This window comes from Nonomuraea sp. NPDC050786, assembly GCF_040654115.1.
Classification (GTDB): domain Bacteria; phylum Actinomycetota; class Actinomycetes; order Streptosporangiales; family Streptosporangiaceae; genus Nonomuraea.
On the sequence record NZ_JBFAHJ010000042.1, the window covers coordinates 39,181 to 64,492 of the forward strand.

At 69.9% G+C, this 25,312-nt stretch carries 28 protein-coding genes and 1 tRNA gene; 16 read left to right on the forward strand and 13 right to left on the reverse strand.

What is annotated here, in order from left to right:
- Positions 1-8: 8 nt before the first annotated feature.
- Positions 9-1,292, reverse strand: a complete 1,284-nt coding sequence (locus AB0H84_RS47475; protein ID WP_357619963.1) for a nicotinate phosphoribosyltransferase — start codon at positions 1,290-1,292, stop codon at positions 9-11.
- Positions 1,293-1,338: 46 nt separating this feature from the next.
- Here AB0H84_RS47475 and clpS point away from each other — a divergent pair, with 46 nt between their 5' ends.
- The 5 genes from clpS (at position 1,339) to AB0H84_RS47500 (ending at position 4,038) form a co-directional block, all read left to right on the forward strand.
- Positions 1,339-1,632 (forward strand): ATP-dependent Clp protease adapter ClpS, encoded by a 294-nt coding sequence (clpS, locus tag AB0H84_RS47480; protein WP_090935661.1) that lies wholly within the window; start codon positions 1,339-1,341, stop codon positions 1,630-1,632.
- Positions 1,633-1,645: 13 nt separating this feature from the next.
- Positions 1,646-2,170, forward strand: coding sequence for a DUF2017 domain-containing protein (locus AB0H84_RS47485; RefSeq protein WP_344987029.1), 525 nt, complete (start codon positions 1,646-1,648; stop codon positions 2,168-2,170).
- Between the two features lie 9 nt (positions 2,171-2,179).
- Positions 2,180-2,581 carry a M67 family metallopeptidase gene (locus AB0H84_RS47490; protein ID WP_357619965.1) on the forward strand — a complete coding sequence of 134 codons (402 nt, stop codon included), beginning with the start codon at positions 2,180-2,182 and terminating at the stop codon, positions 2,579-2,581.
- Between the two features lie 235 nt (positions 2,582-2,816).
- Entirely contained in the window at positions 2,817-3,089 is a 273-nt protein-coding gene (locus tag AB0H84_RS47495) for a MoaD/ThiS family protein (RefSeq protein WP_192790627.1), read from the forward strand.
- 1 nt (position 3,090) lies between these two features.
- Complete coding sequence (locus AB0H84_RS47500; RefSeq protein WP_357619967.1) at positions 3,091-4,038, forward strand: cysteine synthase; 948 nt, start codon at positions 3,091-3,093, stop codon at positions 4,036-4,038.
- 47 nt (positions 4,039-4,085) lie between these two features.
- Here the strand turns inward: AB0H84_RS47500 and AB0H84_RS47505 are convergent, their stop codons facing one another.
- Together AB0H84_RS47505 and AB0H84_RS47510 are read right to left on the reverse strand one after the other, a co-directional pair.
- On the reverse strand, positions 4,086-5,978 hold the full coding sequence (locus AB0H84_RS47505) for a hypothetical protein (protein ID WP_357620067.1): 1,893 nt from the start codon (positions 5,976-5,978) through the stop codon (positions 4,086-4,088).
- A gap of 85 nt (positions 5,979-6,063) precedes the next feature.
- Complete coding sequence (locus AB0H84_RS47510) at positions 6,064-6,390, reverse strand: hypothetical protein (protein WP_357619969.1); 327 nt, start codon at positions 6,388-6,390, stop codon at positions 6,064-6,066.
- A 107-nt stretch (positions 6,391-6,497) separates the two neighbouring features.
- On the opposite strand from AB0H84_RS47510, the gene AB0H84_RS47515 reads away from it, so the two are divergent.
- The 3 genes from AB0H84_RS47515 to AB0H84_RS47525 all read left to right on the forward strand — a co-directional run bounded on the left by AB0H84_RS47515 (position 6,498) and on the right by AB0H84_RS47525 (position 8,982).
- Positions 6,498-7,286 (forward strand): thioesterase family protein, encoded by a 789-nt coding sequence (locus AB0H84_RS47515; RefSeq protein ID WP_357619971.1) that lies wholly within the window; start codon positions 6,498-6,500, stop codon positions 7,284-7,286.
- Between the two features lie 104 nt (positions 7,287-7,390).
- Entirely contained in the window at positions 7,391-8,233 is an 843-nt protein-coding gene (gene murI / locus AB0H84_RS47520) for a glutamate racemase (RefSeq protein WP_357619972.1), read from the forward strand.
- Positions 8,230-8,982 (forward strand): MBL fold metallo-hydrolase, encoded by a 753-nt coding sequence (locus AB0H84_RS47525; protein ID WP_357619974.1) that lies wholly within the window; start codon positions 8,230-8,232, stop codon positions 8,980-8,982. Before murI ends, AB0H84_RS47525 begins: the two co-directional genes overlap by 4 nt.
- Here the strand turns inward: AB0H84_RS47525 and AB0H84_RS47530 are convergent.
- A complete protein-coding gene (locus AB0H84_RS47530) occupies positions 8,967-10,220 on the reverse strand; it encodes an MFS transporter (protein WP_357619976.1) in 1,254 nt (417 codons plus the stop codon). The two genes, AB0H84_RS47525 and AB0H84_RS47530, sit on opposite strands and share 16 nt — an antisense overlap.
- Before the next feature lie 53 nt (positions 10,221-10,273).
- Here AB0H84_RS47530 and rph point away from each other — a divergent pair, with 53 nt between their 5' ends.
- The 5 genes from rph (at position 10,274) to AB0H84_RS47555 (ending at position 14,651) form a co-directional block, all read left to right on the forward strand.
- Positions 10,274-10,993 carry a ribonuclease PH gene (gene rph / locus AB0H84_RS47535; protein ID WP_357619979.1) on the forward strand — a complete coding sequence of 240 codons (720 nt, stop codon included), beginning with the start codon at positions 10,274-10,276 and terminating at the stop codon, positions 10,991-10,993.
- Positions 10,990-11,580 (forward strand): RdgB/HAM1 family non-canonical purine NTP pyrophosphatase, encoded by a 591-nt coding sequence (gene rdgB, locus AB0H84_RS47540; protein WP_357619981.1) that lies wholly within the window; start codon positions 10,990-10,992, stop codon positions 11,578-11,580. Before rph ends, rdgB begins: the two co-directional genes overlap by 4 nt.
- Before the next feature lie 76 nt (positions 11,581-11,656).
- Positions 11,657-13,414, forward strand: coding sequence for a sulfite oxidase (locus AB0H84_RS47545; protein WP_357619983.1), 1,758 nt, complete (start codon positions 11,657-11,659; stop codon positions 13,412-13,414).
- 125 nt (positions 13,415-13,539) lie between these two features.
- Positions 13,540-14,385: a toxin glutamine deamidase domain-containing protein gene (locus tag AB0H84_RS47550; protein WP_357619985.1), complete on the forward strand. Its 846-nt coding sequence runs from the start codon at positions 13,540-13,542 to the stop codon at positions 14,383-14,385.
- Positions 14,382-14,651, forward strand: a complete 270-nt coding sequence (locus AB0H84_RS47555; RefSeq protein ID WP_357619987.1) for a hypothetical protein — start codon at positions 14,382-14,384, stop codon at positions 14,649-14,651. Before AB0H84_RS47550 ends, AB0H84_RS47555 begins: the two co-directional genes overlap by 4 nt.
- Before the next feature lie 111 nt (positions 14,652-14,762).
- Here AB0H84_RS47555 and AB0H84_RS47560 read toward each other — a convergent pair whose 3' ends face one another.
- From AB0H84_RS47560 to AB0H84_RS47585, 6 genes are all read right to left on the reverse strand, one after another.
- On the reverse strand, positions 14,763-17,240 hold the full coding sequence (locus tag AB0H84_RS47560) for an FtsX-like permease family protein (protein WP_357619989.1): 2,478 nt from the start codon (positions 17,238-17,240) through the stop codon (positions 14,763-14,765).
- 1 nt (position 17,241) lies between these two features.
- A complete protein-coding gene (locus AB0H84_RS47565; RefSeq protein WP_357619991.1) occupies positions 17,242-17,988 on the reverse strand; it encodes an ABC transporter ATP-binding protein in 747 nt (248 codons plus the stop codon).
- Between the two features lie 80 nt (positions 17,989-18,068).
- Complete coding sequence (locus AB0H84_RS47570; protein ID WP_357619993.1) at positions 18,069-18,719, reverse strand: response regulator transcription factor; 651 nt, start codon at positions 18,717-18,719, stop codon at positions 18,069-18,071.
- 13 nt (positions 18,720-18,732) lie between these two features.
- Positions 18,733-19,902 (reverse strand): histidine kinase, encoded by a 1,170-nt coding sequence (locus AB0H84_RS47575; RefSeq protein WP_357619995.1) that lies wholly within the window; start codon positions 19,900-19,902, stop codon positions 18,733-18,735.
- A 336-nt stretch (positions 19,903-20,238) separates the two neighbouring features.
- Positions 20,239-20,730, reverse strand: a complete 492-nt coding sequence (locus AB0H84_RS47580; protein WP_357619997.1) for a hypothetical protein — start codon at positions 20,728-20,730, stop codon at positions 20,239-20,241.
- Positions 20,731-21,333 carry a DUF6286 domain-containing protein gene (locus tag AB0H84_RS47585; protein WP_357619999.1) on the reverse strand — a complete coding sequence of 201 codons (603 nt, stop codon included), beginning with the start codon at positions 21,331-21,333 and terminating at the stop codon, positions 20,731-20,733.
- A gap of 137 nt (positions 21,334-21,470) precedes the next feature.
- Between AB0H84_RS47585 and AB0H84_RS47590 the strand changes: the two genes are divergently transcribed.
- Positions 21,471-22,664 (forward strand): amino acid deaminase/aldolase, encoded by a 1,194-nt coding sequence (locus AB0H84_RS47590; protein WP_357620001.1) that lies wholly within the window; start codon positions 21,471-21,473, stop codon positions 22,662-22,664.
- Positions 22,665-22,681: 17 nt separating this feature from the next.
- Here the strand turns inward: AB0H84_RS47590 and AB0H84_RS47595 are convergent, their stop codons facing one another.
- Entirely contained in the window at positions 22,682-23,011 is a 330-nt protein-coding gene (locus tag AB0H84_RS47595) for a DUF3618 domain-containing protein (RefSeq protein WP_357620003.1), read from the reverse strand.
- A 152-nt stretch (positions 23,012-23,163) separates the two neighbouring features.
- Here AB0H84_RS47595 and bcp point away from each other — a divergent pair, with 152 nt between their 5' ends.
- Positions 23,164-23,637 (forward strand): thioredoxin-dependent thiol peroxidase, encoded by a 474-nt coding sequence (gene bcp / locus AB0H84_RS47600; protein WP_357620005.1) that lies wholly within the window; start codon positions 23,164-23,166, stop codon positions 23,635-23,637.
- Positions 23,638-23,757: 120 nt separating this feature from the next.
- Positions 23,758-23,840, forward strand: a tRNA-Leu gene (locus AB0H84_RS47605).
- A gap of 1 nt (position 23,841) precedes the next feature.
- Here AB0H84_RS47605 and AB0H84_RS47610 read toward each other — a convergent pair.
- The gene (locus AB0H84_RS47610; protein WP_357620007.1) at positions 23,842-24,306 is read right to left on the reverse strand and encodes an HNH endonuclease signature motif containing protein; all 465 of its coding nucleotides are present in this window, start codon (positions 24,304-24,306) and stop codon (positions 23,842-23,844) included.
- Between the two features lie 734 nt (positions 24,307-25,040).
- Positions 25,041-25,292 carry a hypothetical protein gene (locus AB0H84_RS47615; RefSeq protein WP_357620009.1) on the reverse strand — a complete coding sequence of 84 codons (252 nt, stop codon included), beginning with the start codon at positions 25,290-25,292 and terminating at the stop codon, positions 25,041-25,043.
- Between the last annotated feature and the right edge of the window lie 20 nt (positions 25,293-25,312).

The following is a 25,312-nucleotide window of genomic DNA, read 5'->3' on the forward strand; positions in this document are numbered from 1 at the left end:
ACCATATGTCAGGCGAACTCCGTGGGGACCGCCGCATAGCCCCTGCCGAGATGGAGGGCCTCCAGCGGGAGGCTGGCGACGGCCTGGGCGTGGCGCTCGCGCGCCGCCGACAGGGGCTCCCTGCCCACGACCTCGCCGTCGCGCACCAGCTCGTGCAGCAGCGGGATGCCGCCCTCGGGGGCAGGGCCGCCGGTGGTGACCAGCTCGGTCTCCACGTTGCCCGACTCGTCCAGCAGCCGGTACGCCTGCTTGCGGCCCCCGCGCGACGGCTTGCCCACCGAGCGCTTGGCCACGGCCTCCAGCCTGCCCGCGGCCGTCTCACGCGCCACCAGCTTGTACACCAGGGCCGCCGTGGGGACGCCGGAGCCGGTGACCAGGGAGGTGCCGACGCCGTAGCCGTCCACGGGGGCGGCGGCGAGCGCGGCGATGGCGTACTCGTCCAGGTCGGAGGTGACCAGGATGCGGGTGTTGAAGGCCCCGAGCGCGTCGAGCTGCTCGCGGACCTCCTGCGCGGCGGCGGCCAGGTCGCCCGAGTCGATGCGGACCGCGCCCAGCTCAGGCCCGGCCAGCTCGACGGCCGTGCGTACGGCCTCGGCCACGTCGTACGTGTCCACCAGCAGCGTCGTCGAGCGGCCGAGCGAGGCGATCTGGGCCTTGAACGCGTCCTTCTCCGTGTCGTGCAGCAACGTGAACGCGTGCGCCGCCGTGCCGGCCGTGGGGACGCCGTACACGTGCCCGGCCATCAGGTTGGAGGTCGAGGCGAACCCGGCGATGTACGCGGCCCGTGCGGCGGCCACGGCGGCGCCCTCGTGGGTACGGCGCGAGCCCATCTCGATGATCGGCCGCTTGCCCGCCGCGTTGGTCATGCGCGAGGCGGCGGAGGCGATGGCGCAGTCATGGTTGAGGATCGACAGCGCCAGCGTCTCCAGCAGCACGGCCTCCGCGAAGGTGCCCTCCACGATCATGATGGGAGAGGCGGGGAAGTAGAGGTCGCCCTCGCGGTAGCCGTGGATGTTCCCGGAAAACCGGTAATCGGCGAGAAACGCCAGAGTCGAGTCGTCGACGACGTGGTTCTCCCGCAGATAGGTAAGTTCTTCCTCACCGAAACGGAAGCGTTCCAGTTCGTCCAGGACACGTCCCGTCCCGGCGACAACCCCGTAGCGCCTGCCCCCGGGTAGATGTCTGGCGAAAACCTCGAAAACGGCGCGTCTGTGTGCGGCCCCACTCTGCAGGGCCGCCTGTAGCATCGTCAGCTCATAGTGATCTGTCAGCAACGCAGTGCTCATGGCCATCCTCACGACTCGAAGACTACGGCCCAGATAGGGCAGACTCGGGGATGTGGGTAGCACCGCTCCAATCGCCGTCGAGCGTCCGTCATCGGACGTCCGACCCGATCTGCCATGGGTGACCATCGTCTGGAACGACCCCGTCAACCTCATGTCCTACGTGACCTATGTCTTCCAAACGGTCTTCGGCTATACGAAGGAGAAGGCCGAGAAGCTCATGCTGGATGTTCACCACAAGGGCAAGGCCGTCGTGTCCAGCGGCACGCGGGAAGAGATGGAACGCGATGTGCAGATTCTCCACTCCTACGGCCTGTGGGCGACGCTCCAGCCGGATTCGGTCAAGTGAGGCGGCGGCACGGGTGACATCGGGATTCTCGCCGGGCAAGGGCGGCGGCGTCATCGCGGAGTTCGAGGCCGCCGAGGTCTCGCTCCTGCGCTCGCTCGTCTCGATGATGCTGGGCATTGTGGAGCCGGGGCAGACCAGCGACGACCCGCTGGAGCGCGCGCTGGGCATCGGAGGGGGCGAGGCGCCGTCCGACCCGGTGCTGGCCAGGCTCTTCCCGTCGGCGTACGAGGACGAGCAGGAGTCGGCGGAGTTCCGCCGCTACACCGAGGCCACGCTGCGCGACGGCAAGCGGGCCGACGCCCAGACCGTCTTCGACACCGCCAAGTCCGGCCGGGCCGAGCTCACGCCCGAGCAGGCCCAGGCGTGGCTGCGCTCGCTCAACGACGTACGCCTCACGCTCGGCACCAAGCTCGACGTGACCGAGGAGGTCCACGACGAGATCGCCATGATGTCGGAGGACGATCCGCGTTACCCGGCCTACGTCACCTACGACTGGCTGACCTACCTCCAGGACAGCCTCGTCCGGGCGCTCTGGTAATTTCCGGGCATGCTGTCGATCGCGCAGGAACTGGTAGACAAGATCGTCGCCCATGCCCGTGCCGACCACCCCGACGAGGCGTGTGGCGTCATCGCGGGCAAGAACGGCGTTCCCGAGCGGTTCATCCCGATGGAGAACGCCGAACGCTCGCCCACCTTCTACCGCTTCGACTCCATGGAGCAGCTGCGCGTCTGGCGGGAGATGGACGACCGCGACGAGGAGCCCGTCGTGATCTACCACTCCCACACCGCCACCGAGGCGTACCCGTCGCGCACCGACGTGTCGTACGCCTCCGAGCCGGACGCCCACTACGTGCTGGTCTCCACGCGGGACGAGGACAAGGTCGAGTTCCGCTCGTACCGGATCCTCGACGGAGTGATCACGGAGGAAGAGGTAAGGTTTCTCCCATGATGGCCAGGCCGGTGCAGAGCTTCCTCTTCGCGCACACTCCGGCTGTCGTCGTTTACGACTGTCGCTGAGAGAGCTGCCGCCTCACTGCCGCTACGGTCCTGGCCGGGCAGGAGAGTAGGGCGGCGGCAGCAGCAGTCTGAGCAGGTTTCTTCCTGGAATCCCCCTGCCCGGAATCCCCCTTCAGCCGTCGGCGTTGCTGCCGATGGGACGACCTGACCTGAGGAGACTGAGCGCGATGGCCATCGAAGTTCGCATCCCGACCATCCTGCGTAATTACACCGGCGGCGCCAAGGCCGTCGACGCCGAGGGCGCCACCCTCGAAGAGCTGATCAGCAATCTTGAGTCGCGTCACCCCGGCATCAAGGAGCGCCTGGTCGACGCGGGCAATCTGCGCCGCTTCGTCAACGTCTACCTGAACGACGAGGACGTGCGCTTCCTGGGCGGCCTGGGCACGCCGCTGTCCGACGGCGACACGGTCACCGTGCTGCCTGCCGTCGCAGGCGGGTGACATGCGGTTCGAATCGCTGATCGACTCGGTCGGCCGCACGCCGCTCGTCGGCCTGCCACGGCTGTCGCCCTCCGCGGAGGTGCGGATCTGGGCCAAGCTCGAGGACCGCAACCCGACCGGCTCGATCAAGGACAGGCCCGCCCTCTGGATGATCGAGGAGGCCGAGAAGGACGGCAGGCTCACCCCGGGCTGCACGATCCTCGAGCCCACCAGCGGCAACACCGGCATCTCGCTCGCGATGTCGGCCAAGCTCAAGGGCTACAAGCTGATCTGCGTGATGCCGGAGAACACCTCGGAGGAGCGCCGCCAGCTGCTGCGCATGTGGGGCGCGGAGATCATCTCCTCGCCGGCCGCGGGCGGCTCCAACGAGGCCGTACGCGTGGCCAAGGAGCTTTCGGCCCAGAATCCCTCCTGGGTGATGCTCTACCAGTACGGCAACCCGGCCAACTGGCGCTCCCACTACGAGACCACCGGCCCCGAGATCCTCGAGGACCTGCCCACCGTCACCCACTTCGTGGCCGGGCTCGGCACGACGGGGACGCTGATGGGGGTCGGCCGGTTCCTGCGCGAGCGGGTGCCGGGCGTGCAGATCGTCGCGGCCGAGCCGCGCTACGGCGAGCTGGTGTACGGGCTGCGCAACGTGGACGAGGGCTTCATCCCCGAGCTCTACGCCGAGTCCGTGCTCACCACCCGCTTCTCCGTCGGATCGGCCGACGCGCTGCGGCGCACGCGTGAGCTGCTCGCCTCCGAGGGCATCTTCGCCGGGGTCTCGACCGGCGCGGCGCTGCACGCGGCCCTGGGGGTGGCGGGCAAGGCGGTCAAGGCGGGCGAACGCGCCGACATCGTGTTCGTGGTGGCCGACGGCGGCTGGAAATACCTGTCCACGGGCGCCTACGAGGGCACCTTGGACGAGGCGGAAGAGCGCCTCGAAGGCCAGCTCTGGGCGTGAGAAGCAAGCGGGCCGCCGGTCCATGACCGGCGGCCCGCTTTCCGGCCTCAGTTGAACAGGACCCGCGCCGAGAACGTCGCCTCGGTGTCGGTCCGGGTGCCGCTGATGCCGATGGCCCGCAGCACCTGCGCGTTGGCCTTGTCGTCGCCCTCCATGGACTTGAGGTAGAGGTTCTCGACCTTGTCCAGGTCCACGAAGACCGCGTAGTTGGCGTCGTCGGCGTTGGCGACGGCCGTCTGGAACGTCTCCGAGTCGCCGAGCGTGCCCTCCGCGGCCAGCTGCTTGGCGTACTCGTCCGTCGTCGCCACCGCGAGGACGCCGTCGCCGGCGACCTTGGCGATCTGCGGCGCGCCCTGGCCCTGGGCGCTCAGCGCCTTCTGGACCTTGTCCAGGACGGCCTGCGCCTTGGCCGGGTCGGTGACGACGCGCACGCCGCCCTTGATCTGGTCGCCGCCCAGGCCCTGGCTGTCCACGGCGAGCGTGAAGTTCTGGCCGACGACCGTGGCGAGATCGCCGGGCAGCTGCAGGCCGAGCTGGCTCTGCGCCTGGTCGATGAACTGCTTGATCTCCGCGCCGCCGGCCGCCGCGGCCTGCTTCTGGAGGTTGGCCCACTGCTTGGTGAGGATCTGGTCGAGGCCGGAGATCGACACGGCGCCCGCCGTGGTGGCCGGCAGCGTGCCCAGCTCGGCCTTGGGCAGGTCACCCTCGGCGTTCAGGCCCTTCGCGCCGCGCATGACGCCGGCGAGCTCGACGTACGCGCTGTCGAAGCGGAGCGCGCCGGCGAACCTGGCCTCCTTGAACTGCTCGACGGCGGCGGCCTGCTCGGCCGGGATCTCCTTCTTGGCCAGCTGCATGAGCCCGCCCATGTTGGCCCAGAACGACAGCACGCCCTGCTCGCCGATCGCGCCCATGTCGTCGTTGAACTCGCTGTTGTCGGCCAGGCTGGTGTCGGACTGCGCGAACTTGTCGGCCAGCTGCTGGGTCGGGCTGAGCAGCGCGTAGTCCTCCCGGAAGGCGATGCCGTACTTCTCGCCCTTCATGATCTTGGCGATGCCGGCCTTGGCCTGCGCCTCGTCCTTGACCTGGATGGCCACCGCGTAGTCGGGCTCCTCCTTGCCCGAGGGCACGGCGGCGAAGCCGGCCCTGCTGCCCAGCCACGGGTCGACGTCCTTGGCGAAGTCGATCTTGGAGTCGGAGCCCTCGTTGAACATGTCGAAGATCGCCTTGCGCGGGTCCTCACCCGTGAAGGTGTCCTTGGTCATCGTGAACTTCCTGGCCACCTGGAACAGCGCCAGCTTCTGGTTCGCCGCCGGGTCCATGTCGAGCCGGAGGTAGGCGATCGAGTTGGCGGGCAGCACCTCGTTCGGCTGCGTGCCGCCGCCGCCGATGGCTCCCGTGGCCCACACCGCGCCGCCGCCGAGCAGGATCACCGCGAGCGCCGCCGCGGCGGCGATGATCCACGTCTTGCGGCTCTTCTTGGCCGGCTCTGCGGGGCCGAAGCCCTCAGGCCCCTGCTGCTGCCAGCCGCCCTGGGCGTACTGGTCCTGCTGCCAACCCTGCTGCTCCTGCTGCCATCCCTGGCCCTGCTGCCACCCTTGCTGCTGCTGCTCCTGCTGCCAGCCCTGCTGCGGTTGCTGCTGCCAGCCGCTCTGTGCCTGCGGCTGGCCCTGCTGCCAATGCTGCTGGCCCTGCTGGCCCTGCTGGCCGTGCTGGCCGTAGGGGTCGCCATACGAGGGCTGCTGCCCGTAGCCGGGCTGAGGGCTGTACGGCTGCTGCTGGCCGTAGGACGCCTGCTGCTGGCCGTACGGCTGCTGATAGGGCTGCTGCGGCGGGTACGGCTGGCCCGATGCCGGGGGGTTCTCCGACTGCTGCCCCTGGTTCCAGTTGTACGCCGTCGTCCGGTCAGGATCCTGGCCGTAGGGGGGATTATTCGCAGACATCACTCAACTCACAATGTGGACTTTGGACCCAAAAGAAGTTAGCTGATGTTGCTTGACGGGCGCTTGAAATGTACTGAAGTGAGATTCAGACCCGGGTGAGCTCCTTTCTCAGCGCGCTGATGTGGACCTCGCCGCCGCCGTACTCCGCGATGGCCGACCACGGCACGAACGTGCAGCCCGCGTAGGCCAGGCGGGACAGGATCCGGGAGAGCCATTCCGGGCGGTCCTCGCGCTCCCGGGTGAGGCCCAGCAGCAGCGGCGCGCGCATGCTCGAGACGACGAGCCCGTAGACGGTGTGGCTCTGCTGCAGCTCCCCCTTGTGCTTGACCACGCGGATGTCCACCACGTGGCCGACCCACACCCCATTGGAGTCCCAAACGGACTGACCGATGAGTTCGGTGACACTCGACATGATCGAACTTTCGCAGCCGTATCACGTTTTCGCAGGTAGGCGCGCTGATAGCGGGATGCACTAGAGTATGCCTCCAGAATAGTGTTCTGGATTTGAGGCGGGCGTGGATGACCAAGTTCGACGAGGCGACGCAGGCGATCAAGGTCGATGAGGGCGTCTACGATGTGTGCCTGGATCCCGGTTACGCGATCGGCGGCCCGCTCAACGGCGGCTACCTGATGGCCGTGATGCTCCGGGCCGCCGTGGACGCCTCGCCGTTCGAGCATCCGGTGAGCACGACCGCGCAGTTCCTGAAGGCGCCGATCGCCGGGCCCGCGCAGGTCAGGATCGAGCCGCTCAAAGCGGGCAGGACGGCCGCCTTCGCCAGGGCCACGCTCGTGCAGGACGGTGTGGCGCACATCGAGGGCCTGATCACGACGGCCACGCTGAACGGGGCGCAGCCGGTCTACGAGGCGCCCGCGGACGACATGCCGGAGCGCGCGGAGTGCGTCAGGCTCCCCGACCCCAGGCCCGAGTCCGGCATGACGCTAAACGCCCAGATGGAGCTGCTCTTCGACCCGCCCACCATCGGCTGGCTGAAGGGGAAGCCGACCGGCAGGCCGGAGTCGCGGGCGTACTTCAGGATGGCCGAGCCCCAGGAGCCCGACCCGTACGTGCTGGCGCTGGCCGTGGACGCGCTGCCCCCCGTGGTGTTCTCCGCTGGTGCACGCGGCTGGGCGCCGACCGTGGAGCTCACGTGGCACCTGCGCGCGCTGCCCGCGCCCGGCTGGCTCACGCTGCTCGGCGGCGGCCGGCTGATCGCGGACGGCTGGTTCGACGAGGAGGTCGAGGTACGCGACTCCGCAGGTCGCCTCGTCGCCCAGTCGCGCCAGCTGGCCCGGGTCGGAAGAGGCTGATCACCAGGGAATGTGACGAACGTGACACCGCTTCAAGGCCACTTCTCAGAGGTGTGAGCATTCTTACGCAGAGTTGATCACGCAGGTCGCCTACCCTCTAGAGCGTGCCGGACGCGAGTATTGGGATCTTCGACAGCGGGGTGGGCGGCCTGACGGTCGCCCGCGCGATCATCGACCAGTTGCCCTGCGAGTCCATTACGTACGTGGCCGACACGGCCCGCCAGCCGTACGGGCCGAAACGCATCGCGGAGGTCCGCGCCTACGCCTTGGAGGTGATGGACCACCTCGTCGAGCACGGCGTCAAGATGCTCGTGATCGCCTGCAACAGCGCCAGCGCGGCCGTGCTGCGCGACGCGCGCGAGCGCTACGACGTGCCGGTCGTCGAGGTGATCCAGCCCGCCACCAGGCGCGCGGTCCGAGCCACCCGCACCGGCAGGGTCGGCGTGATCGCCACCAGAGCCACCATCGACTCCATGGCCTACCACGACGCCTTCACCGCGGCGCCCGACGTGCGCCTCACCGGCGTGGCCGCCCCGCGCCTGGTGGAGTACGTCGAACGAGGGGAGACGATGAGCGACGAGCTCATCGAGGTCGTGCGCGAATACCTGGAGCCCATCAGGGCCGCGGGATGCGACACTCTCATCCTGGGCTGCACCCATTACCCGCTGCTCACCGGCGCGATCTCCTACGTCGTGGGTGACGGGATGACGCTGGTCTCCAGCGCCGAGGAGACGGCCAAGGACGTCTTCCGGATCCTGCACGACCGCGATCTGGCGGCGGGAGGCGAGGCCACCCCCCGGCACCGCTTCCTCGCCACCGGCGACTCCCTGCTCTTCGCCCGGCTCGGGCGGCGTTTCCTGGGGCCGGAGATCGACGCGGTCGAAGTCGCACCAGTGGGGGGTACTACCTCTAACGGCCACTCGGCCGCCGGGAAGGAGCCCACATGAAGGTGACCATCATCGGGTGCTCGGGCAGCTTTCCCGGCCCCGACAGCCCCGCATCCTGCTACCTCGTCGAGGCGGACGGGTTCAGGATGCTGCTCGACTTCGGCGGCGGGTCGCTCGGTGCGCTCCAACGCCACATCGGCCTGTACGACGTGGACGCGATCTGCCTGTCCCACCTGCACGCCGACCACTGTCTCGACATGTGCGGATACCACGTGGCCCGCACGTACGGGCCCGCGGCGCCATACCCCCTGGTGCCCGTCTACGCGCCCGCCGACGCGCCGCGCCGGCTCTCGGCCGCGTACGGGATGCCGGACGAGCCGGGCATGGAGACCGCCTTCGAGTTCGTGCCGCTGGCGCCCGGCTCGTTCGAGATCGGGCCGTTCACGCTGACCGCGGGGTTGGTCAATCACCCGGTCGAGGCGTACGGCTTCCGCGTGTCCGACGGCAGCAGGTCCGTGGCCTACTCCGGCGACACCGGGGAGTCCGCCGAGCTGGTGAAGCTGGCCGCGGGCGCCGACCTGATGCTGTGCGAGGCGTCGTTCGTCGAGGGCCCCGACCTTCCTCCGGGCCTGCACCTGACCGGCCGTCAGGCCGCCGAGCACGCCGACAGGGCCGGCGTCGGCCGGCTCGTGCTCACCCACCTGGTCCCGTGGAACGACCAGAGGACGGTGCTGGAGCAGGCGACGGGAGGGGGCTTCGCGGGCCCGATCGAGCTGGCGCGCAGCGGCGCGGTCTACGACCTGGCCTGAACCTCGCCGAAGTCACGCATGCGGGGGAGCGGCGAGAACAGCAGCGGAAGGAACGCCAGCAGCCTGCCCGTCATGAAGATCCACAGCGCGTCCCGGACGCCGATCTGCTGGGCGACGAGCCCGCCGAGCAGCGCGCCCAGCGGCATGATCCCCCAGACCATGAACCTCACCGACGCGTTGACCCGGCCGAGCAGGTGCTCGGGGGTCACGGTCTGCCGGTAGGTGATCTGACCCACGTTCATCAATGTCGCGCTCCAAGAGAGCGCCATAGAGGTGATGGCGAAGCACACCACCCGCCAGTCGGCCTGCGTCAGCGGCAGCAGCAGGCCGAAGGGCGAGCCCACGCTGACGGCCAGCCACGTCGTCCTGGCGATGCCGTACCGCCTGGTCAGCCAGCCCGCGCTCAGGCCGCCGATCAGGCCGCCGACGCCGCCCGACATGAGCAGCACGCCGACGACGCCGGGCGCGAGCCCGACCTCGTCGGCGAGGAATAAGACCGACAGGCCGAGCACGGCGCTGACGCACAGGTTGACGGCCGCCGTGGAGGCCACGAACATGCGCATCAGCTGGTCATGCCACACGTACGCGAGACCTTCGCGGATGCCGTGGAGCAACGAGGTGCGCTCGGTGACGGCGGGGGGCTTGTCGGGCACCTTGATCGAGCCGAGGAAGAGCACCGAGCCGAGCGAGCCGAGTGCCGTGGCGACCATCGTGGCCGGTGCACCGAGGAGCTGCACCAGCGCGCCCCCGATGCCGGGCCCCGCCAGGAACGCTCCGGAGCGGACGACCTCCAGCTTCGAGTTGCCGTCGCTGAGCTGCCCGGTGCCGACCAGGTCCGGCAGGTACGTCTGGTCGGCCACGTCGTTGAAGACCTGGCTCGCGCCCGCCAGCAGGGCGACCACGAACATCATGCCGATCGACAGCAGCCCGAGCTGGGCCGCCAGCGGTATGCTGCCGAGCAGCAGGAACCTGGCCAGGTCGGTGACCATCATCACGCGGCGCTTGCGCATCCTGTCGACCCACACCCCCGCAGGCAGGCCGATCAGCAGGAACGCCGTCGTCTGCAGCGCCGACAGCGCGCCGACCGCCGCTGGCCCGGCGTGCAGCGTGAGCACGGCCACCAGGGGGAGTGCCACACGTGAGATATTCGCCCCGAGTTCGTCCGCGACATGCGAACTGAGGAACCGGAGGAAGTCAGGGTTTCGCAACACCCCCGTTGTCATTCGGTAAGGATCCATGTGGCCGACACATTTGGTCAAGAGTGTCGTGGCTCGGAGATAGGGTGATCTGCATGTCCAGACAGGATGGCCGCAACCCTGACCAGCTACGCACCATTACCATCACCAGGCATTGGCTCGCTCACGCCGAAGGTTCGGTGCTGGTCGAATTCGGCAACACCCGGGTGTTGTGCGCCGCCTCCGTCCAGGACAGCGTGCCCCGGTGGCGCAGAGGCAGCGGCCAGGGCTGGGTTACGGCCGAGTACGCCATGTTGCCCCGGGCGACCAATACCCGCAACGATCGCGAATCGGTCCGCGGCAAAATCGGCGGCAGGACCCATGAGATTTCCCGGCTGATCGGGCGTTCGCTGCGGGCCTGCGTCGATTACAAGGCGCTGGGCGAAAACTCCATCCTCCTCGACTGCGACGTGCTGCAGGCCGACGGCGGCACCAGGACCGCCGCGATCACCGGCGCCTACGTGGCGCTCGCCGACGCGGTCGCGTGGATGCGCGAGCGCCGCATGTGCCCGGGCGACCCGCTGATCGGCTCGGTCGCGGCCGTCTCCGTCGGGGTGGTCGGCTCGGTGCCGATGCTCGACCTCTGCTACACCGAGGACGTGGCCGCGGAGACCGACATGAACGTCGTGATGACCGGAGAGGGCAGCTTCGTCGAGGTGCAGGGCACCGCCGAGGGCGCCCCGTTCGACCGCGGCGCGCTCGACCAGCTCCTCGACCTGGCCGTGGCCGGCTGCGAGGAGCTCACGCTGATCCAGCAGGAGGCCCTGGGCTCATGAAGATCGTGCTGGCCACCCGCAACGCGGGCAAGATCGCGGAGCTGCGCCGCATCCTGGCCGGCTTCGACATCGTGGGGCTCGAGGAGTTCCCCTCGATCGGCGAGGTCGCCGAGACCGGGCTCACCTTCGAGGAGAACGCGCTGCTCAAGGCGCACGCCGTCGCCCGGGGCTCGGGGCTGCCCGCCGTCGCGGACGACTCGGGGCTCTGCGTCGACGTGCTGGGCGGCATGCCTGGCGTCTTCTCCGCCCGCTGGTCGGGGCGGCACGGCGACGACCAGGCCAACCTCGACCTGCTGCTCGCGCAGGTCTCCGACGTGCCCGCCGACAAGCTGACCGCCCACTTCGCCTGCGCCGCCGTGCTGGCGCTCCCGTCGGGGGAGACCCGCGTGGTGGAGGGCGTGCTGCCGGGCCGCCTCGTCACCTCGCCCCGGGGCTCCAACGGGTTCGGGTACGACCCGATCTTCGTGCCCGACGGCGACGAGCGCACCACGGCCGAGATGTCGCCGGGGGAGAAGGACGCGATCAGCCACCGGGGGCGGGCCTTCCGTGCGCTGTCGCCGCTGGTGCGAGAGCTGCTCAGCTCGTAGTCACCGCTCTTGTAGTCACCGCTCTCGTAATCACCGTGTAAGAACCGCGTGCGGCCGGAGGGCGTAGCGTCGGATTGTGCAGCGTAATTCGGTGGCGCCCGCCTGGGCCGGGGCCCTCGTGGGGCTGGTGTCCGGTGGTGTGGCCCTTGGAGTGGCCCAGTTCGTGGCCGCGTTCGTCGGGCCGGAGACGTTCCCCGTCGTGGCCGTCGGGGATGTGGCGGTCGATCTGTCGCCTGCTCCTCTGAAGGAGTTCGCGATCAGGGCGTTCGGCGAGAACGACAAGACGGTCCTGGTCGGCGGCGTCCTGGTGGTGCTCGCCGCGGTGGCGGCGCTCATCGGAACGCTGGCCCTGCGCCGGCTCGCCTACGGCCTGGCGGGGCTGGCCGCGTTCGGCGCGATCGGCGTCGTCGCGGTGCTCACCCGGCCTGGCGCCGGGGTCATGGACGTGCTGCCGACGCTGCTGGGGGTGGCGGCGGGCGCGTGGACGCTTTCCCGGCTGGTACGGCGGGCCACGACCGGCACCGGCGCATCCGACGCGGGGTACGGCGTTGTCGCTCCGGCATCCCCCTCCACCAGCGGTGCCGCTGCGCGGGGTGGCGACGCGCTGGGTGGCGATGCGCGGGGTGGCGTCGCGCCTGGTCACGCGGCGCAGGATGGTGCTGCGACTGGTGCCCCGCCTGGTGACGCGGCGCCAGGTGGTTCCGGCGTTGGGGGCGGTGCGGCGGTGGAGTGGCCCGCCGTGATGCGGGCGGGCGATGACCTGCGGGCCTTCGACAGGCGGCGGCTGCTGACCGGTGCCGCCGGTGGCGTGGTGGTCGCCGGGGTGGCAGCCGTGCTGGGGCGGCAGCTCGGCGGGCGGCAGGTCGTGGACGCCGCGCGGGTGGGCGTGGCGCTGCCCAAGCCGGTGACGCCCGCCAAGCCCGTTCCGGCGGGCGCCGACCTCCACGTCAACGGCCTGTCATCGTTCATCACGAAAAATCAGGACTTCTACCGGGTGGACACCGCGCTCATCGTTCCCCAGGTGGACCCCCGCGACTGGAAGCTGCGCATCCACGGCATGGTCGACCGCCCGGTGGAGCTCACGTACGCGGACCTGCTCGCCATGCCGCTCACCGAGGCGGACGTCACGCTCACCTGCGTCTCCAACGAGGTCGGCGGCGAGTACGTCGGGAACGCCCGCTGGCTCGGCGTCCGCATGGCCGAGGTGCTGCGCAAGGCCGGGCTCCAGTCCGGCGCCGACATGCTCCTGTCCACTTCGGCCGACGGCTTCACCTGCGGCACCCCGGTCGACGTGGTCATGGACGGCCGCGACGCGCTGTTCGCCGTCGCGATGAACGGCGAGGCCCTGCCCGTGGAGCACGGCTTCCCCGTACGTCAGGTGGTGCCCGGCCTGTACGGGTACGTGTCGGCCACCAAATGGGTCGTGGACATCAAGGTGACCAGGTTCGACCGTGACCAGGCGTACTGGACGCCGCGCGGCTGGGCGGCCCAGGGGCCCATCAAGACCCAGTCGCGGATCGACGTCCCCAAGCCGGGTGCCTCCGTGCAGCCGGGGCGCACCACGATCGCCGGAGTGGCCTGGGCGCAGCACACCGGGGTGGACGCCGTGGAGGTGCGGGTCGACGGTGCGGAGTGGCGGCAGGCGCGCCTGGCCGAGGTGCCCGGCCCCGACACCTGGCGGCAGTGGTCGATCGACTGGGACGCCGCTCCCGGGCGGCACACGATCCAGGTACGGGCGACCGACGCCGCCGGGCGTACCCAGACCGAGCAGGAGGCCCCGCCCGCGCCCGACGGCGCGACCGGCTGGCACACCATCACGGTGCAGGTGGCCTAGAGGCCCCACTTGTCCCTGTTTCCGCAGGTACGGCCGGTGGTTTCTGCGGAGAATCTCGCCGACTTCCCCTCCGCGTCACGGCGACGCCTCTACGATCGGTCGTCGAGCATGACAGGAGGCAGGCCGTGTTCCGCGAGCGCAAGCCGAGTGTCCGAGACGGGCAGTACAACCCCCTGGTGGCGGAGGGGGTGCGGTGGCTCGACTACGAGCGCGCCGCCGAGGCCGGTGCCGTCACCGAGCGGGACGGCGCCGCCCCGGAGGGCCCCGCCCCCTCGGTGTCCGTCGCCTCCCCACCTGCCGACTCCCTGTCCGACGGTTCTGTGTCCGACGGTTCTGTGCACGACGGCGAGGGTGACTGGTTCGACGGGCCGCGCAGACCTCCCAGGCTCGCCGACTCCAGGCCGTACGGGGTGCCCGGCGGGCTCGCGCAGCCGGACCCGCAGGTGGAGCGGGACCTCGCCGAGGCGCTGCGACCCGGCGACCGCTTTCCCGACCCGCGCGGCACCTGGGTGCGGCTGATCAACGGCGGCGGGCCCGCCGACGACCCGTTCAGGGCCTCCAACGCCGCCGACTGCGCGCTGGCGGTGCTGTCCACCTGGCACGGCGAGCCCGCCGCGGCCGCCCCGAGATGTCCCGAGTACGACCGGATCGGCCGGCCCTTGCTGACCGGCGAGCAGGGCAGCCTCCACCGGATCGAGCGATGGGTGGGGCACCGCTTCCAGTACGCGGGACAGGGCCGGCACGGCTACCCGATGATCGCGCGGCGGCTGCTCGACGCCGGCCACGGGGCGAGCGCCGTCATCGTGGTGCGCTGGCCCGGCGGCGGCTCCCACGCCTGGAACGCGGTCAACGCCGATGGCGAGGTGATCTGGATCGACGCTCAGAGGGGGCACATGTCCGTCGAACCCCCGTACACGACGGTGACCGGGGTGTTCTGCGTGATGCTCGACCGGCAGGGGCGGCCGCGATGAACCTGGACCAGGCCCGGGCGATAGCCGAGGAGTACTTCAACGGGGTGCGGGCGCACGACGAGGCGGTGCCGGTGGGGGTGTACGGGTTCCATGACGGTTATGTCGCCTGGGTGCGTGATCTGGACCCCGACGATCCGGCGAGGCTGCCGGAGACGATCGGGGGCGGGTGCATTGTGATCGACCGGGTCACGGGCGAGGTGGTGGCCCGGCCGCTCCTCGACCCGGAGACGGTCGCCGACCTCTGGCCCGGCCCCACGCCCCGCTGACGCCGTGTAGGGGAGGGCCGGGCGCCGCCCCCAGGAGACGCCCGACCGACCGCGCGCTCCCTCTTTCCCCCATTTTTCGCCTTTATTCGGTTACGTAGCCATTTGTCCGGATCAGCCGGTGGCGAGGGAGCCGACGATCGAAGCACGGGCCGCGCGGCGGGCCGGAAGCACAGCGGCCAGCATCCCGGCCACTCCTGACAGCACCACAAAGAGCCCGATCTGCCCGACAGGCACGGTGAAGAGGGCGCCGTCCAGCATCGCCCGGATCGCGGCCCATCCGAAGACGCCTCCGAGCACGGCGCCCACCAGGGCCCCGATCAGCCCGAGCACCAGCGCCTCGATCGACAGCATCCGCCGCAGCTGCGCCCTCGTCAGCCCCAGGGCCCGCAGCAGCGCCGACTCGCGGGTCCGTTCGTGGACCGACAGGGAGAGCGTGTTCGCGATGCCGAGCAGCGAGATCAGGATCGCCAGCCCCAGCAGCCCAGTGATGATCATGAGTAGCATGTCCAGCGTCTCGTCGAACTGGCCGCGTACCTCCGTCGAACTCGTCACCCGCACGGTCGGATAGGCCGCGACGGCGGCGTCCACCACCTTGCGGGCCCGCTCGGGCGGCACGCCGTCCCTGATGTTGATCAGGACGCGGGAGTCCGGCACGGCCCCGAAGTAGGTGTCGAACGCGGCCTCCGCGACCGTGACCGGCGGCAGCGACGACTGGTCCCCGTCGAGCAGCGCGACCACCTTCAGCGAGACGGTCCCGGCCTCGGGCGTCTTGAGCGATATCGACTCGCCGAGCCGCATGCCGAGGTCGTCGTCCACCGCCGCCTGCCCGGCGCCGAAGCCGTTCATGGAGCCCGCGGCGACGTACGGGGTGATCGGGCCGTTGAACGTGCCGACCTCGAGCCGCCTGCCCGCGACCATCGCCTTTGTCTTGCGGATCTGCGCCACGGACGCCAGCTCGGGCCGGCCGCGCAGCTGCGACGCCACGGACCTGGGGACGACCGGTTCGCCTTCCTGACTCGCCAGCAGGTAGTCGATCGGGAACTGGTCGTCGAGCTTGGCCGTCATCGTCAGCCTGGTGGACGCGGTGACCACGGAGATCAGCGTCATGAGCGTCACGCCGATGGTCAGCGCGATCGTGGTGGTCGCGGCCCGCCTCGGGTTGCGGCCGGAATTCTGCACCGCCAGCCGCCCCGGCACCCCGAACAGCCTGCCCGGGATCCAGCCGACCAGCGCGCTCAGCGGCCTGACCAGCACCGGACCCAGGATCAGCACCCCCAGGAACGTCAGCGCGCCCCCGGCCATCACGACGAAGAGCGAGACCTGCTGGCCCGGCTGGAGCACGAACACGCCCGCCGACGTCGTGCCGAGGCCCGCCACCAGGAAGAGCGCGGCGAAGAGCGCGCGCCGCCGGCCCGACCGGAACGTCTGCTCCTCGACCTGGGAGCGCAGCGCGGCGATCGGCGCGACCCCGGTGGCCGACCTGGCGGGGAGCAGCGCCGCGCCCACCGTGACGAGCACGCCGACGGCCAGGCCGACCGCGATCGTGACGGGCGTGAGCGTGACGGCCGCGTCCGTGGGCATCGGGGCGTCGAGCGCGCTCAGGACGGTCAGCGTGAGCGAGGCCAGGCCGTACCCGCTGACCAGGCCGAGCGCGGAGGCGAGCGCGCCGACCACGGCGGACTCCAGCAGGATCGAGCCGAACACCTGCCCGCGCGTGGCGCCGATGCACCGCAGCAGCGCCATCTCCCTGGTGCGCTGGGCGACGAGGATGTTGAAGGTGTTGTAGATGACCAGCGCGGCCACCATCATCGCCACCGCACCGAACATCAGCAGGCCCAGCGTGAACATGCGGGTCTCCACGCCGGCCGCTCTGGCCAGGTCGTCGGCCAGTTCGGCGCCGGTCCTGACCACGTACGCGCCGCCGACGGCCGCCGCGACGGCCTGCTTCAGGCCGGGAGCCGTGCCGGCGACGTCGATCTCGCGGTAGCCCTTCGCGCCGGTCATCCGCTGCGCGGTGGCAGCGGTGAAGCCGACCGCCCCGGTGTAGGAGAGCTCCTGGTCCACGCCCGGGTCGAGCAGGCCGACGAGCTTGAACCGGTGCTGTCGCTGCCTGTCGTCGAGCACGGTGATCGTGTCGCCGAGCTGGAAGCCCTGCGCCTTGGCGGTGTTCTTGTCGAGCACGGCGGCCTGGTCGTCGGTCCCTGGACCGGTGCCCGAGACGATGTCGGTGCGGTCGAGCGGGCCGCGGACGATGGACAGGGCGGTGGTCGGGGCGTTCCCGGCGGTCTTGCCGTCCTTGCCGAGCACGGGCGTGGCGGCGCGGATCAGGCCCTGCGCCTCCGTCACGCCGTCCAGCGCGCGTATCCGCTCCAGGACCCGTTCGGGCAGTACGGCGTCGGGGCCCTTGGGCAGCACCGCCACGTCCACCTTGGCCGCGTCGGCCGTGACGCGCTGCGCGAACCCGGCCTGCACGGTGTCGTTCAGCACGAACGTGCCCGCGATGAACCCCACACCGAGAGTGATCGCCAGCGAGGTGAGCAGCAGCCGGAGCTTGTGCGCGCGCAGCCCGGCCAGTGCCGTCTTCAGCACCTCACCCCTCCAGCTTCACGAGCGTGTCCAGCACCGACTGCGGCGTCGGCGCGGTGATCTCGGTGACCAGCTCGCCGTCGCGCAGGAAGACCACGCGGTCGGCGTACGAGGCGGCCACCGGATCGTGCGTGACCATGACGATGGTCTGGCCCAGCTCGCGCACGGAGGTGCGCAGGAAGGACAGGACCTCCGCGCCGCTGCGGGAGTCGAGGTTGCCCGTCGGCTCGTCGGCGAAGATCACCTGGGGCTTGCTGATCAGCGCCCTGGCCACGGCCACGCGCTGCTGCTGGCCGCCTGACAGCTCGGTCGGCTTGTGCGAGAGCCGGTCCTTCAGGCCCACGGTCTCGATGACCCGGTCGAACAGCGGCTGGTCCGCCTGGCGGGCGGCGATGTCGAGGGGCAGGCGGATGTTCTGCTCGGCGGTGAGGGTGGGCAGCAGGTTGAACGCCTGGAAGACGAATCCGATCCGCTCGCGCCGCAGCAGCGTGAGCTGCCGGTCGCTCAGCCCGGTGAGCTCCACGTCGCCGATGTGCACGGTGCCCGACGTGGCGGTGTCCAGCCCGGCCAGGCAGTGCATCAGCGTGGACTTGCCCGAGCCCGACGGGCCCATGATGGCGGTGAACGCGCCCGTGGCGAAGGACACGTCCACCGCGCGGAGGGCGTGCACCCGGGCGTCGCCCTGGCCGTACACCTTGGTGAGATCTCTGGCCACCACCGCGGGCGGGGCTTGGGTGAGCGTCACATTCATGCGCATCACGCTAGAAGTGGAAAGTTCAGGATTTATGGGCCCTACGGATGGACTTTGTGTAGGCCTCTGGATGACCCCGGTCAGACTTTCGGTCGATGCGACGGCACGATCAGCCCGGCCTCGTACGCGTACACCACCACCTGGGCCCGGTCCCGCAGCCCCAGCTTGGCCAGCACCCGCCCCAAATGCGTCTTCACCGTCGCCTCCGCCACCTCCAGGCCGCTCGCGATCTCGGCGTTGGACAGGCCGCGGGCCACCATGAGCAGCACCTCCCGCTCGCGCGGCGTCAGGTCGGCCCCCGGCACCGGCCCGTCCGTCGGGAGCTGCGCGGCGAACCTGTCCAGCATCCGCCGCAAGGTGCTCGGCGACACCACGGCGTCGCCCGCGTGCACGACCCTGATCGCGCTGACCAGGTCGGCCGGTGGCACGTCCTTCAGCAGGAACCCGGCCGCACCCGCCTTGACCGCGGCGAACGCGTACTCGTCGAGGTCGAAGGTGGTCAGGATCAGCACCTTCGGGCCGTTGACGCGCCTGGTGGCCTCGACGCCGTCCATGTTCGGCATGCGCACGTCCATGAGCACGACGTCCACCTCGGTGGTCTCGAGCTTCTCCAGCGCCGAGAGCCCGTCCCCGGCCTCCGCCACCACCTCGATGTCCGGCTGGGCCGCCAGCACCATCCTGAACCCGGCCCGCAGCAACTCCTGGTCGTCGACGAGCATCACACGAATCACCCTGCCGCCTCCTCTACGCCGCGTTGACCATGGGCAGCCGGGCCAGCACCTCGAAGCCGCCGCTCGGGCGGGGACCCGTCGAGATGGCGCCGCCGTACATGCCGACCCGCTCGCGCATGCCGATCAGTCCGTGGCCGTCGGGGCTCCTGGGCGCCGCCGCGCCCCTGCCGTCGTCGGTCACGCGCACGACCAGCTCGGGGCCGCCGTAGTCGATCTCCACGACCGCCCGCACGCCGGGGCCGCCGTGTTTGAGCGCGTTCGTGAGCGCCTCCTGGACGATGCGGTAGACCGCGAGCTGCTGGCCCTCGGGCAGCTCGCGTGGCACCCCGGAGACCTCCAGCCGGGCGGGCACGGCCGAGCCGCGTACCAGCTCGTCGAGCTGTCCGAGGCCGGGCTGCGGGGTGTAGTCGATGATCGCCGCCTCGTCCTCGCGCAGGACGCCGACCAGCCTGCGCATCTCGGCGAGGGCCGCGCGGCCCGTCTTGGAGATCGCCTTGACGGCCAGGCGGGCCTGCTCGGGGTCGCTGTCGAGGGCGTAGCCGGCGCCGTCGGCCTGCACCACCATCACGCTGACATTGTGGGCCACGACGTCGTGCAGCTCCCTGGCGATCCTGGCGCGCTCGGCCGCCGCGGCCATCCTGGCCTGCTGGTCGCGCTCGCGTTCGGCCCGTTCGGCGCGCTCCTCCAGCCCTTCGAGGTAGCGCCTGCGCGTGTTGGCGTACAGGCCGGTCAGCCAGATCGTCACCACGAAGATCGAGCCGCTGGAGAACATGCCGAACGTCGGAGTGTCCCAGTTGACCAGCGCCAGGAACACCCCCAGCTCCGCCACCAGGCACGCGGCCAGCGCCCAGCGGAACGAGCACCGGTAGGCCACGGCCCAGAGCGCGACGAGCACCGCGAGGTTGGCGGGCAGCGGATCGACGTGCGCCACCCACTGGCCGAAGCTGACCAGCGAGACGACGGCGAACGAGGCGATCGCGCGGTCGCGCCACATCAGCGGCAGCAGCAGCGCCGCCGACAGGGCCAGATATCCGGCCACGTCGAGGTGCGTGCTGCTCGTCGGCGCCTCCATGCTCGCGTACGGGATCGCCAGGATCGCGCACAGCGTGGCGAGCGGCATCACCCGGAGGGCTGCCGCCGGCTTCTCATGGCGCCTCGACCACGCCCGTACCCTGCCGAACACACCCTCACGATATGTACCTCCACCTGACCCTTGTTCCGCCTGGAGGTGGAAGTGCGACTACGACCCAGGTCTTACATGACGCGGGGCAGGCCCGGGTCTTACGCCGGTCTTACGGTGCTTTGGGCACCATGATTCCTGGGAGCGCCCCTCTTGCGGGCGAGTAAAGGGAGATCGTGATGGCGGATCATGATCGCGAAGCCGGGTCGCGCGGTGAAGAGGAAGCACCGCGCGACCCTGCCCCCGCTGAGGAGCCTGAGGTCTCCGCCAGAAGCAGGCCCAGCTCATCGGCGCCGGCCTGACCCCTTGCCGACCAGGATCGGCTAGGCAGTCGCAGAGCTAGCGGCGGACGTGCAGGCGGACGACCGTGCCCGCGTCGTCGTTGCGGACCTCGCGGCGGATCCTGCCGACGATCTCCTGATCCAGCTTGCCCACCACCGCGCCCACATCCGCCGACGACGGACAGGTGAGGCCGATACGCAGGCCGTCCTCGCCGACACGCACGTGCGCCCTACCCAGTCCTTCCACGTTCTTCAGCCCGACGAACAGCATGGCGGTGCCCGTGCCGTTCGGCACGCGCCGCCGACCCCAGCCGAGGCTGAGCAGCAGCCAGCGGAGCGAGACCAGGGCCAGCAGCATCAGGCTCAGGGCCAGCGACCACAGGGTCCAGGGCTCGTCGAGCACCTTGCGGGCCTGGACGGGGAGGATCTTCGCGGTGGGCGGCAGGTCGAAGAAGCTGTCGTGGCCGCGCAGCCAGGCGTAGACGCCCAGGCTCAGCAGCGTCCCGCCCACGACGGCCAGGCCTGTGCGATTGCCCGTGTACTGCCGCATCTACCGTCCCTTCCTGCGTAGCCGGACCACGACCTCGCCCGTGCCCAGCGTCCCCACGCCCGCCAGCCGGTCGCCCACCGCGGTGCCGATCTGCCTGAGCATGGCGCCCGAGCTCTCCGACTCCGTCACGATGGTGACCTCGATGGTGCGGCGGCGCAGCCGTACCCGGGCCTTCTTCACCCCCGCCACCTGCTGGGCGGCCGCGCGTAGCGTGCGGCGCAGGCCCGAGCGGGTGATGCCGATGACGATCAGCGGGTCCGACGTCTCCACCGGCACCAGCCCGGAGCGGCCCGGTACGAGCGCCAGCAGCAGCATCAGCATGCCCGCCCCCACCGTGACCAGGGCGGCGGTGGACAGCTCCGGCCAGGCGGTCTTGCCTGCGAGGTCCACGAGCTCGTCCACGGGTACCCAGCCGAGCGGGTGACCGAGCAGCCCCGACACCACCTCGGCCGCCGTCGCCCCCAACCCGGCGGCCAGCGCGAGCGCGACGAAGGCTCCAGGGAGGGTACGTGCCGGCCTGAGCGCCCTTCTCGCCCTGCGCAGCCCGGTCTGCCGCGTCGTGACGGCGGCGGCGCCGGGCGCTGTCTGCTGAAGCGTGGTCATCACAACGACAGACGTACATGGGTGCCGCGGGGCCGGAACCGCGCCCTCGCCGTCCGTTTGCCCGAACATTACGGGGACAGACGGCAATGTGAACGGCACTCATATTCACTTGCCGGATATGCCGTTAGGCTGCTCATATGGACGACCGCCAGCGCTACGACCGCGCCACAGCGGTCCTCGAACCACCGCTCGCGATCCTCGATCTTGGGGCGATGCGGGCCAACGCGGCGGACCTGGTGCGGCGGGCCGCGGGCAAGCCGATCCGGGTGGCGAGCAAGTCCGTGCGCAGCCGTCCCGTGCTCGAACGCATCCTGGCCATGGACGGCTTCCAGGGCATCATGGCCTTCACGCTCCCCGAGGCCCTGTGGCTCGCCTCCCAGGGCTTCACCGACCTCCTGGTGGCGTACCCGACGGCCGACCGGCACGCGCTGGCCGAGCTGGCCGGGAACGCCGACGCGGCCGGGCACGTCACCGTGACCATCGACTCGCTCGCCCACCTGGACTTCATCGAGGGGGCCGTGGCGAGGGTGCGCTCACGGGCCGAGATCCGGATATGTATCGATATCGACGCGGGATATGTCGCCTTCGGTGGGAAATTTCGGGCGGGGGCTCTCCGTTCGCCCATCCGCGAGCCGGAGGAGGCCGCCGACCTGGCCGCCGCCGTCGCCAAGCGCCCCGGGTTCAGGCTGGTGGGGCTCATGGCGTACGAGGCACAGATCGCCGGAGTCGGCGACGCCCCGCCCGCGAACGCCGCCTACACCCGCGCCATCCGCATCATGCAGGCCCGCTCCGCCAGGGACCTCATCTTCAGGCGCGGCCGCATCGTGAACGCCGTCCGCCAGGTCGCCGACCTGGAGTTCGTCAACGGCGGCGGCACCGGCTCGGTCGAGCGCACGGTGCGCGAGAAGGCGATCACGGAGGTGGCGGCCGGATCGGGCTTCTTCCATCCGAGGCTGTTCGACTTCTACCGCCGCTTCACCGGGCGCCCGGCCGCGCTGTTCGCCCTGCCGGTGGTCCGCCGCCCGGCCCCGGACACGGTGACCGTGCTCGGCGGCGGCTACCTGGCCTCCGGCGCTCCGGGGCCGAGCCGCCTGCCCCAGCCGTACCTGCCGGCCGGGCTCCGCTACGCGCCCGACGAGGGGGCGGGCGAGGTGCAGACCCCGCTGCTCGGCCAGGCGGCCGAGGACTTGCGGATCGGGGACAGGGTGTGGTTCAGGCACGCCAAGGCGGGCGAGATGTGCGAGCGTTTCGACACGCTCCACCTCATCGACGGCGAGACCCTGGTGGAGTCGGTCCCCACGTACCGGGGCGAGGGCCGGACCTTCCTCTGAACACCCGGCCCCCGGGCTCAGCGGCGCTTGCGGCGGCGCCAGAGCACGATGGCCGCCCCCACGACCAGCACGGCCCCGACCCCGATCAGCACCGGTGACAGGTCGGGCCGCTCCTCCTCCCACACCTGGTCGGTGTCGTCGCCGTACGCGGCCGGCCGCGGCGTCACACCCAGCGCGTCGCCCACGGAGACCACGAAGTTCGTGGCCCGGGTCTTGACGTCGGCCACCGTGCGCTCGGCGACCCGCTTGGGGCTCACCCGGTCGGCAATGGCGTCAACCGTATGCGCCAACTCCGCGCGCGTCCGCGCGATCCGCCGCTCCAGCTCGTCGGGATCGGTGTCAGCCATCTCTCTCCTCTCGACCGTACGCGGGGCCGCGCCCGCTCCGCGTGCCGTGCGAGCTCCGTCCGTTCTGGTCGTGATCAGTCTGTCAGGTCGGCACGCCGTACGGCACGGCGGCCAGGCCGGTAAGTTGGCGGGAAGGAACTCAGGAGGGCACATTGACCGAAACCAAGCTCGCGCCCGGCGACGCCGCGCCCGAGTTCACGCTACCCGCCGCCGACGGCACCACTGTCTCCCTTGACGCCTACCGCGGCAAGCGGGTGATCCTCTATTTCTACCCCGCCGCGATGACGCCCGGCTGCACCAAGCAGGCCTGCGACTTCCGCGACAGCCTCGACCAGCTCGCCGCCGAGGGTTTCGTGGTCCTCGGCGTGTCGAAGGACAAGCCGGCGAAGCTGGTCAAGTTCGCCGAGCGCGACGCCCTGACCTTCCCGCTGCTGTCCGATCCCGAGCTGGCCGTGCACCAGGCGTACGGGGCCTACGGCACGAAGAAGCTCTACGGCAAGGAGGTCGTGGGGGTCATCCGCTCGACGTTCGTCATCGACGCGGACGGGAAGGTGGAGCAGGCGCTCTACAACGTGAAGGCCACGGGGCACGTGGCGGGGTTGAAGAAGAAGCTCGGCCTGAGCTGATCCCCTGCTGACGGGCCCTCCGCAGAGGGCCCGTGCAGTAAAGGCGACCGCCCGCGGCACAGACGCCCCTCATCCTCATTCGGGGCGCTAAACTGTGTCAGGATCGCTTCAGCGGTCCTTGCGGGCGTGGCGAAATGGCATACGCGGCAGGTTTAGGTCTTGTTGGTGGAGACACCGTGGGGGTTCGAGTCCCCCCGCCCGCACTTATGCACTGGATCGGCCCCTGTTTCGTCCGGCGAACGTCGCTGTTTGCGAGTGGCAGTTCGGGCACAGCAGTCTGAGGTTCTCTCGCCGGTTGTCGAGCGGATTGCCGTTGATGTGATCCACCTCCAGTGTCAACGGCTTCTCTTGCCAGGTTTCTCCGATCCCGCAGTTGGCGCAACGCCCAGGCACACCGATTTCACCCAGAGCATGTCGCAGCACTGCGCCTGGAGTGCGGCTCGCCTGGAGAGGGCGCTGCACGAGAACAGTGGTTGGATCTCTGTGTGGCTTGCTCATTATCGAGCTGGTGATCTCGCGTTCGAAGTGGGTGGTGTCGATGTCGTAGCGTGCGATGCAGCGAAGGAGACGCCGCCGATTCGTTTCGCTGACAGGCAGGCCCAGACGGCGCATCATCGAGGCAACCGATCGAGACTCTTTCGCCGCAGATCTGACCTCGTTCTCGTCCAAGCGAAGACGCTGGAAGCCGGTGGGCTCAGCGATGCCGAAAGACCGGAGCTGGTAGCGGACCTTTGCCGGGACCGCGCTCGAACTGCTCGAGTGGCGGACTCGACCGATGCCCGGGGACGTGCGAAAAGTGCGAAATATCAATGCCAAACGTCTTGATCCGGCGGCTGATAGGTGAATGTGCGCCACCGCTGCGTGGAAGGCCGAGACGGTCGAGAACCTCGTAGACACTTGTCGACGCCGCTGTGGCGGCTGACAATATCTCGAGGGTGTATTTGCTTCGCGATGTGCGGCGGAAATGACTGGTGTCGATGCCCAGCGCGGCTATTTTGCGGCCCAGACTTGCCCGCCGACCACCGGAGTTCTTCAGCCCTAGCAAGGCTAGGACCTCAGTCATTGATCGTGCCTGACGCACGAATCGGGCCAGCTCTTCGGGGGTGGGATCGGAATTTGGCATGTAGATAGCCTAGGGCCGTCGACCGACGTTTTCCGAAAATCGATGCTGCCGTTCTAGTCGGTCTGCTATTTGTCTAAATGGCCGTAATTCGGCACTTCAGCGCGTTGGCCGCGACGCCACCGGGTGACGTCTCCTTGTACGTGTCCAGTATGTCCCGGCCCGTGTCCCGCATCGTCTCGATGGTCTTATCCATTCAGATGGTCCGCACAGTTGAGAGCCTCCTATGTGGGCAATCAGAGGTTGGGGCGGACTACTTGGATAGTGATCACCATCGACGCCTTCATGCAATGTGCTCGTGTACCAGGTGGTGAAGTCGTCGCTGACGAGATTCAGCTGCAACGATGCCCCGCTCGGAGTCCAGCTCGTCGCGGGTGAACGTTCGCACGTTGCCCGGGTCGGCCGCGTTGTCCATGATGGCGCGCATGGCCTGCTGTCGCACTACTTCCCGACGCAGCCGCCGGACCTCGGCTTTCAGTGCCTCGTATTCGTCACGAGGGATGGTGACGACCTCGTTGTGGCGATGCGACGTCATGCTCTCACGTTATCTGCTTG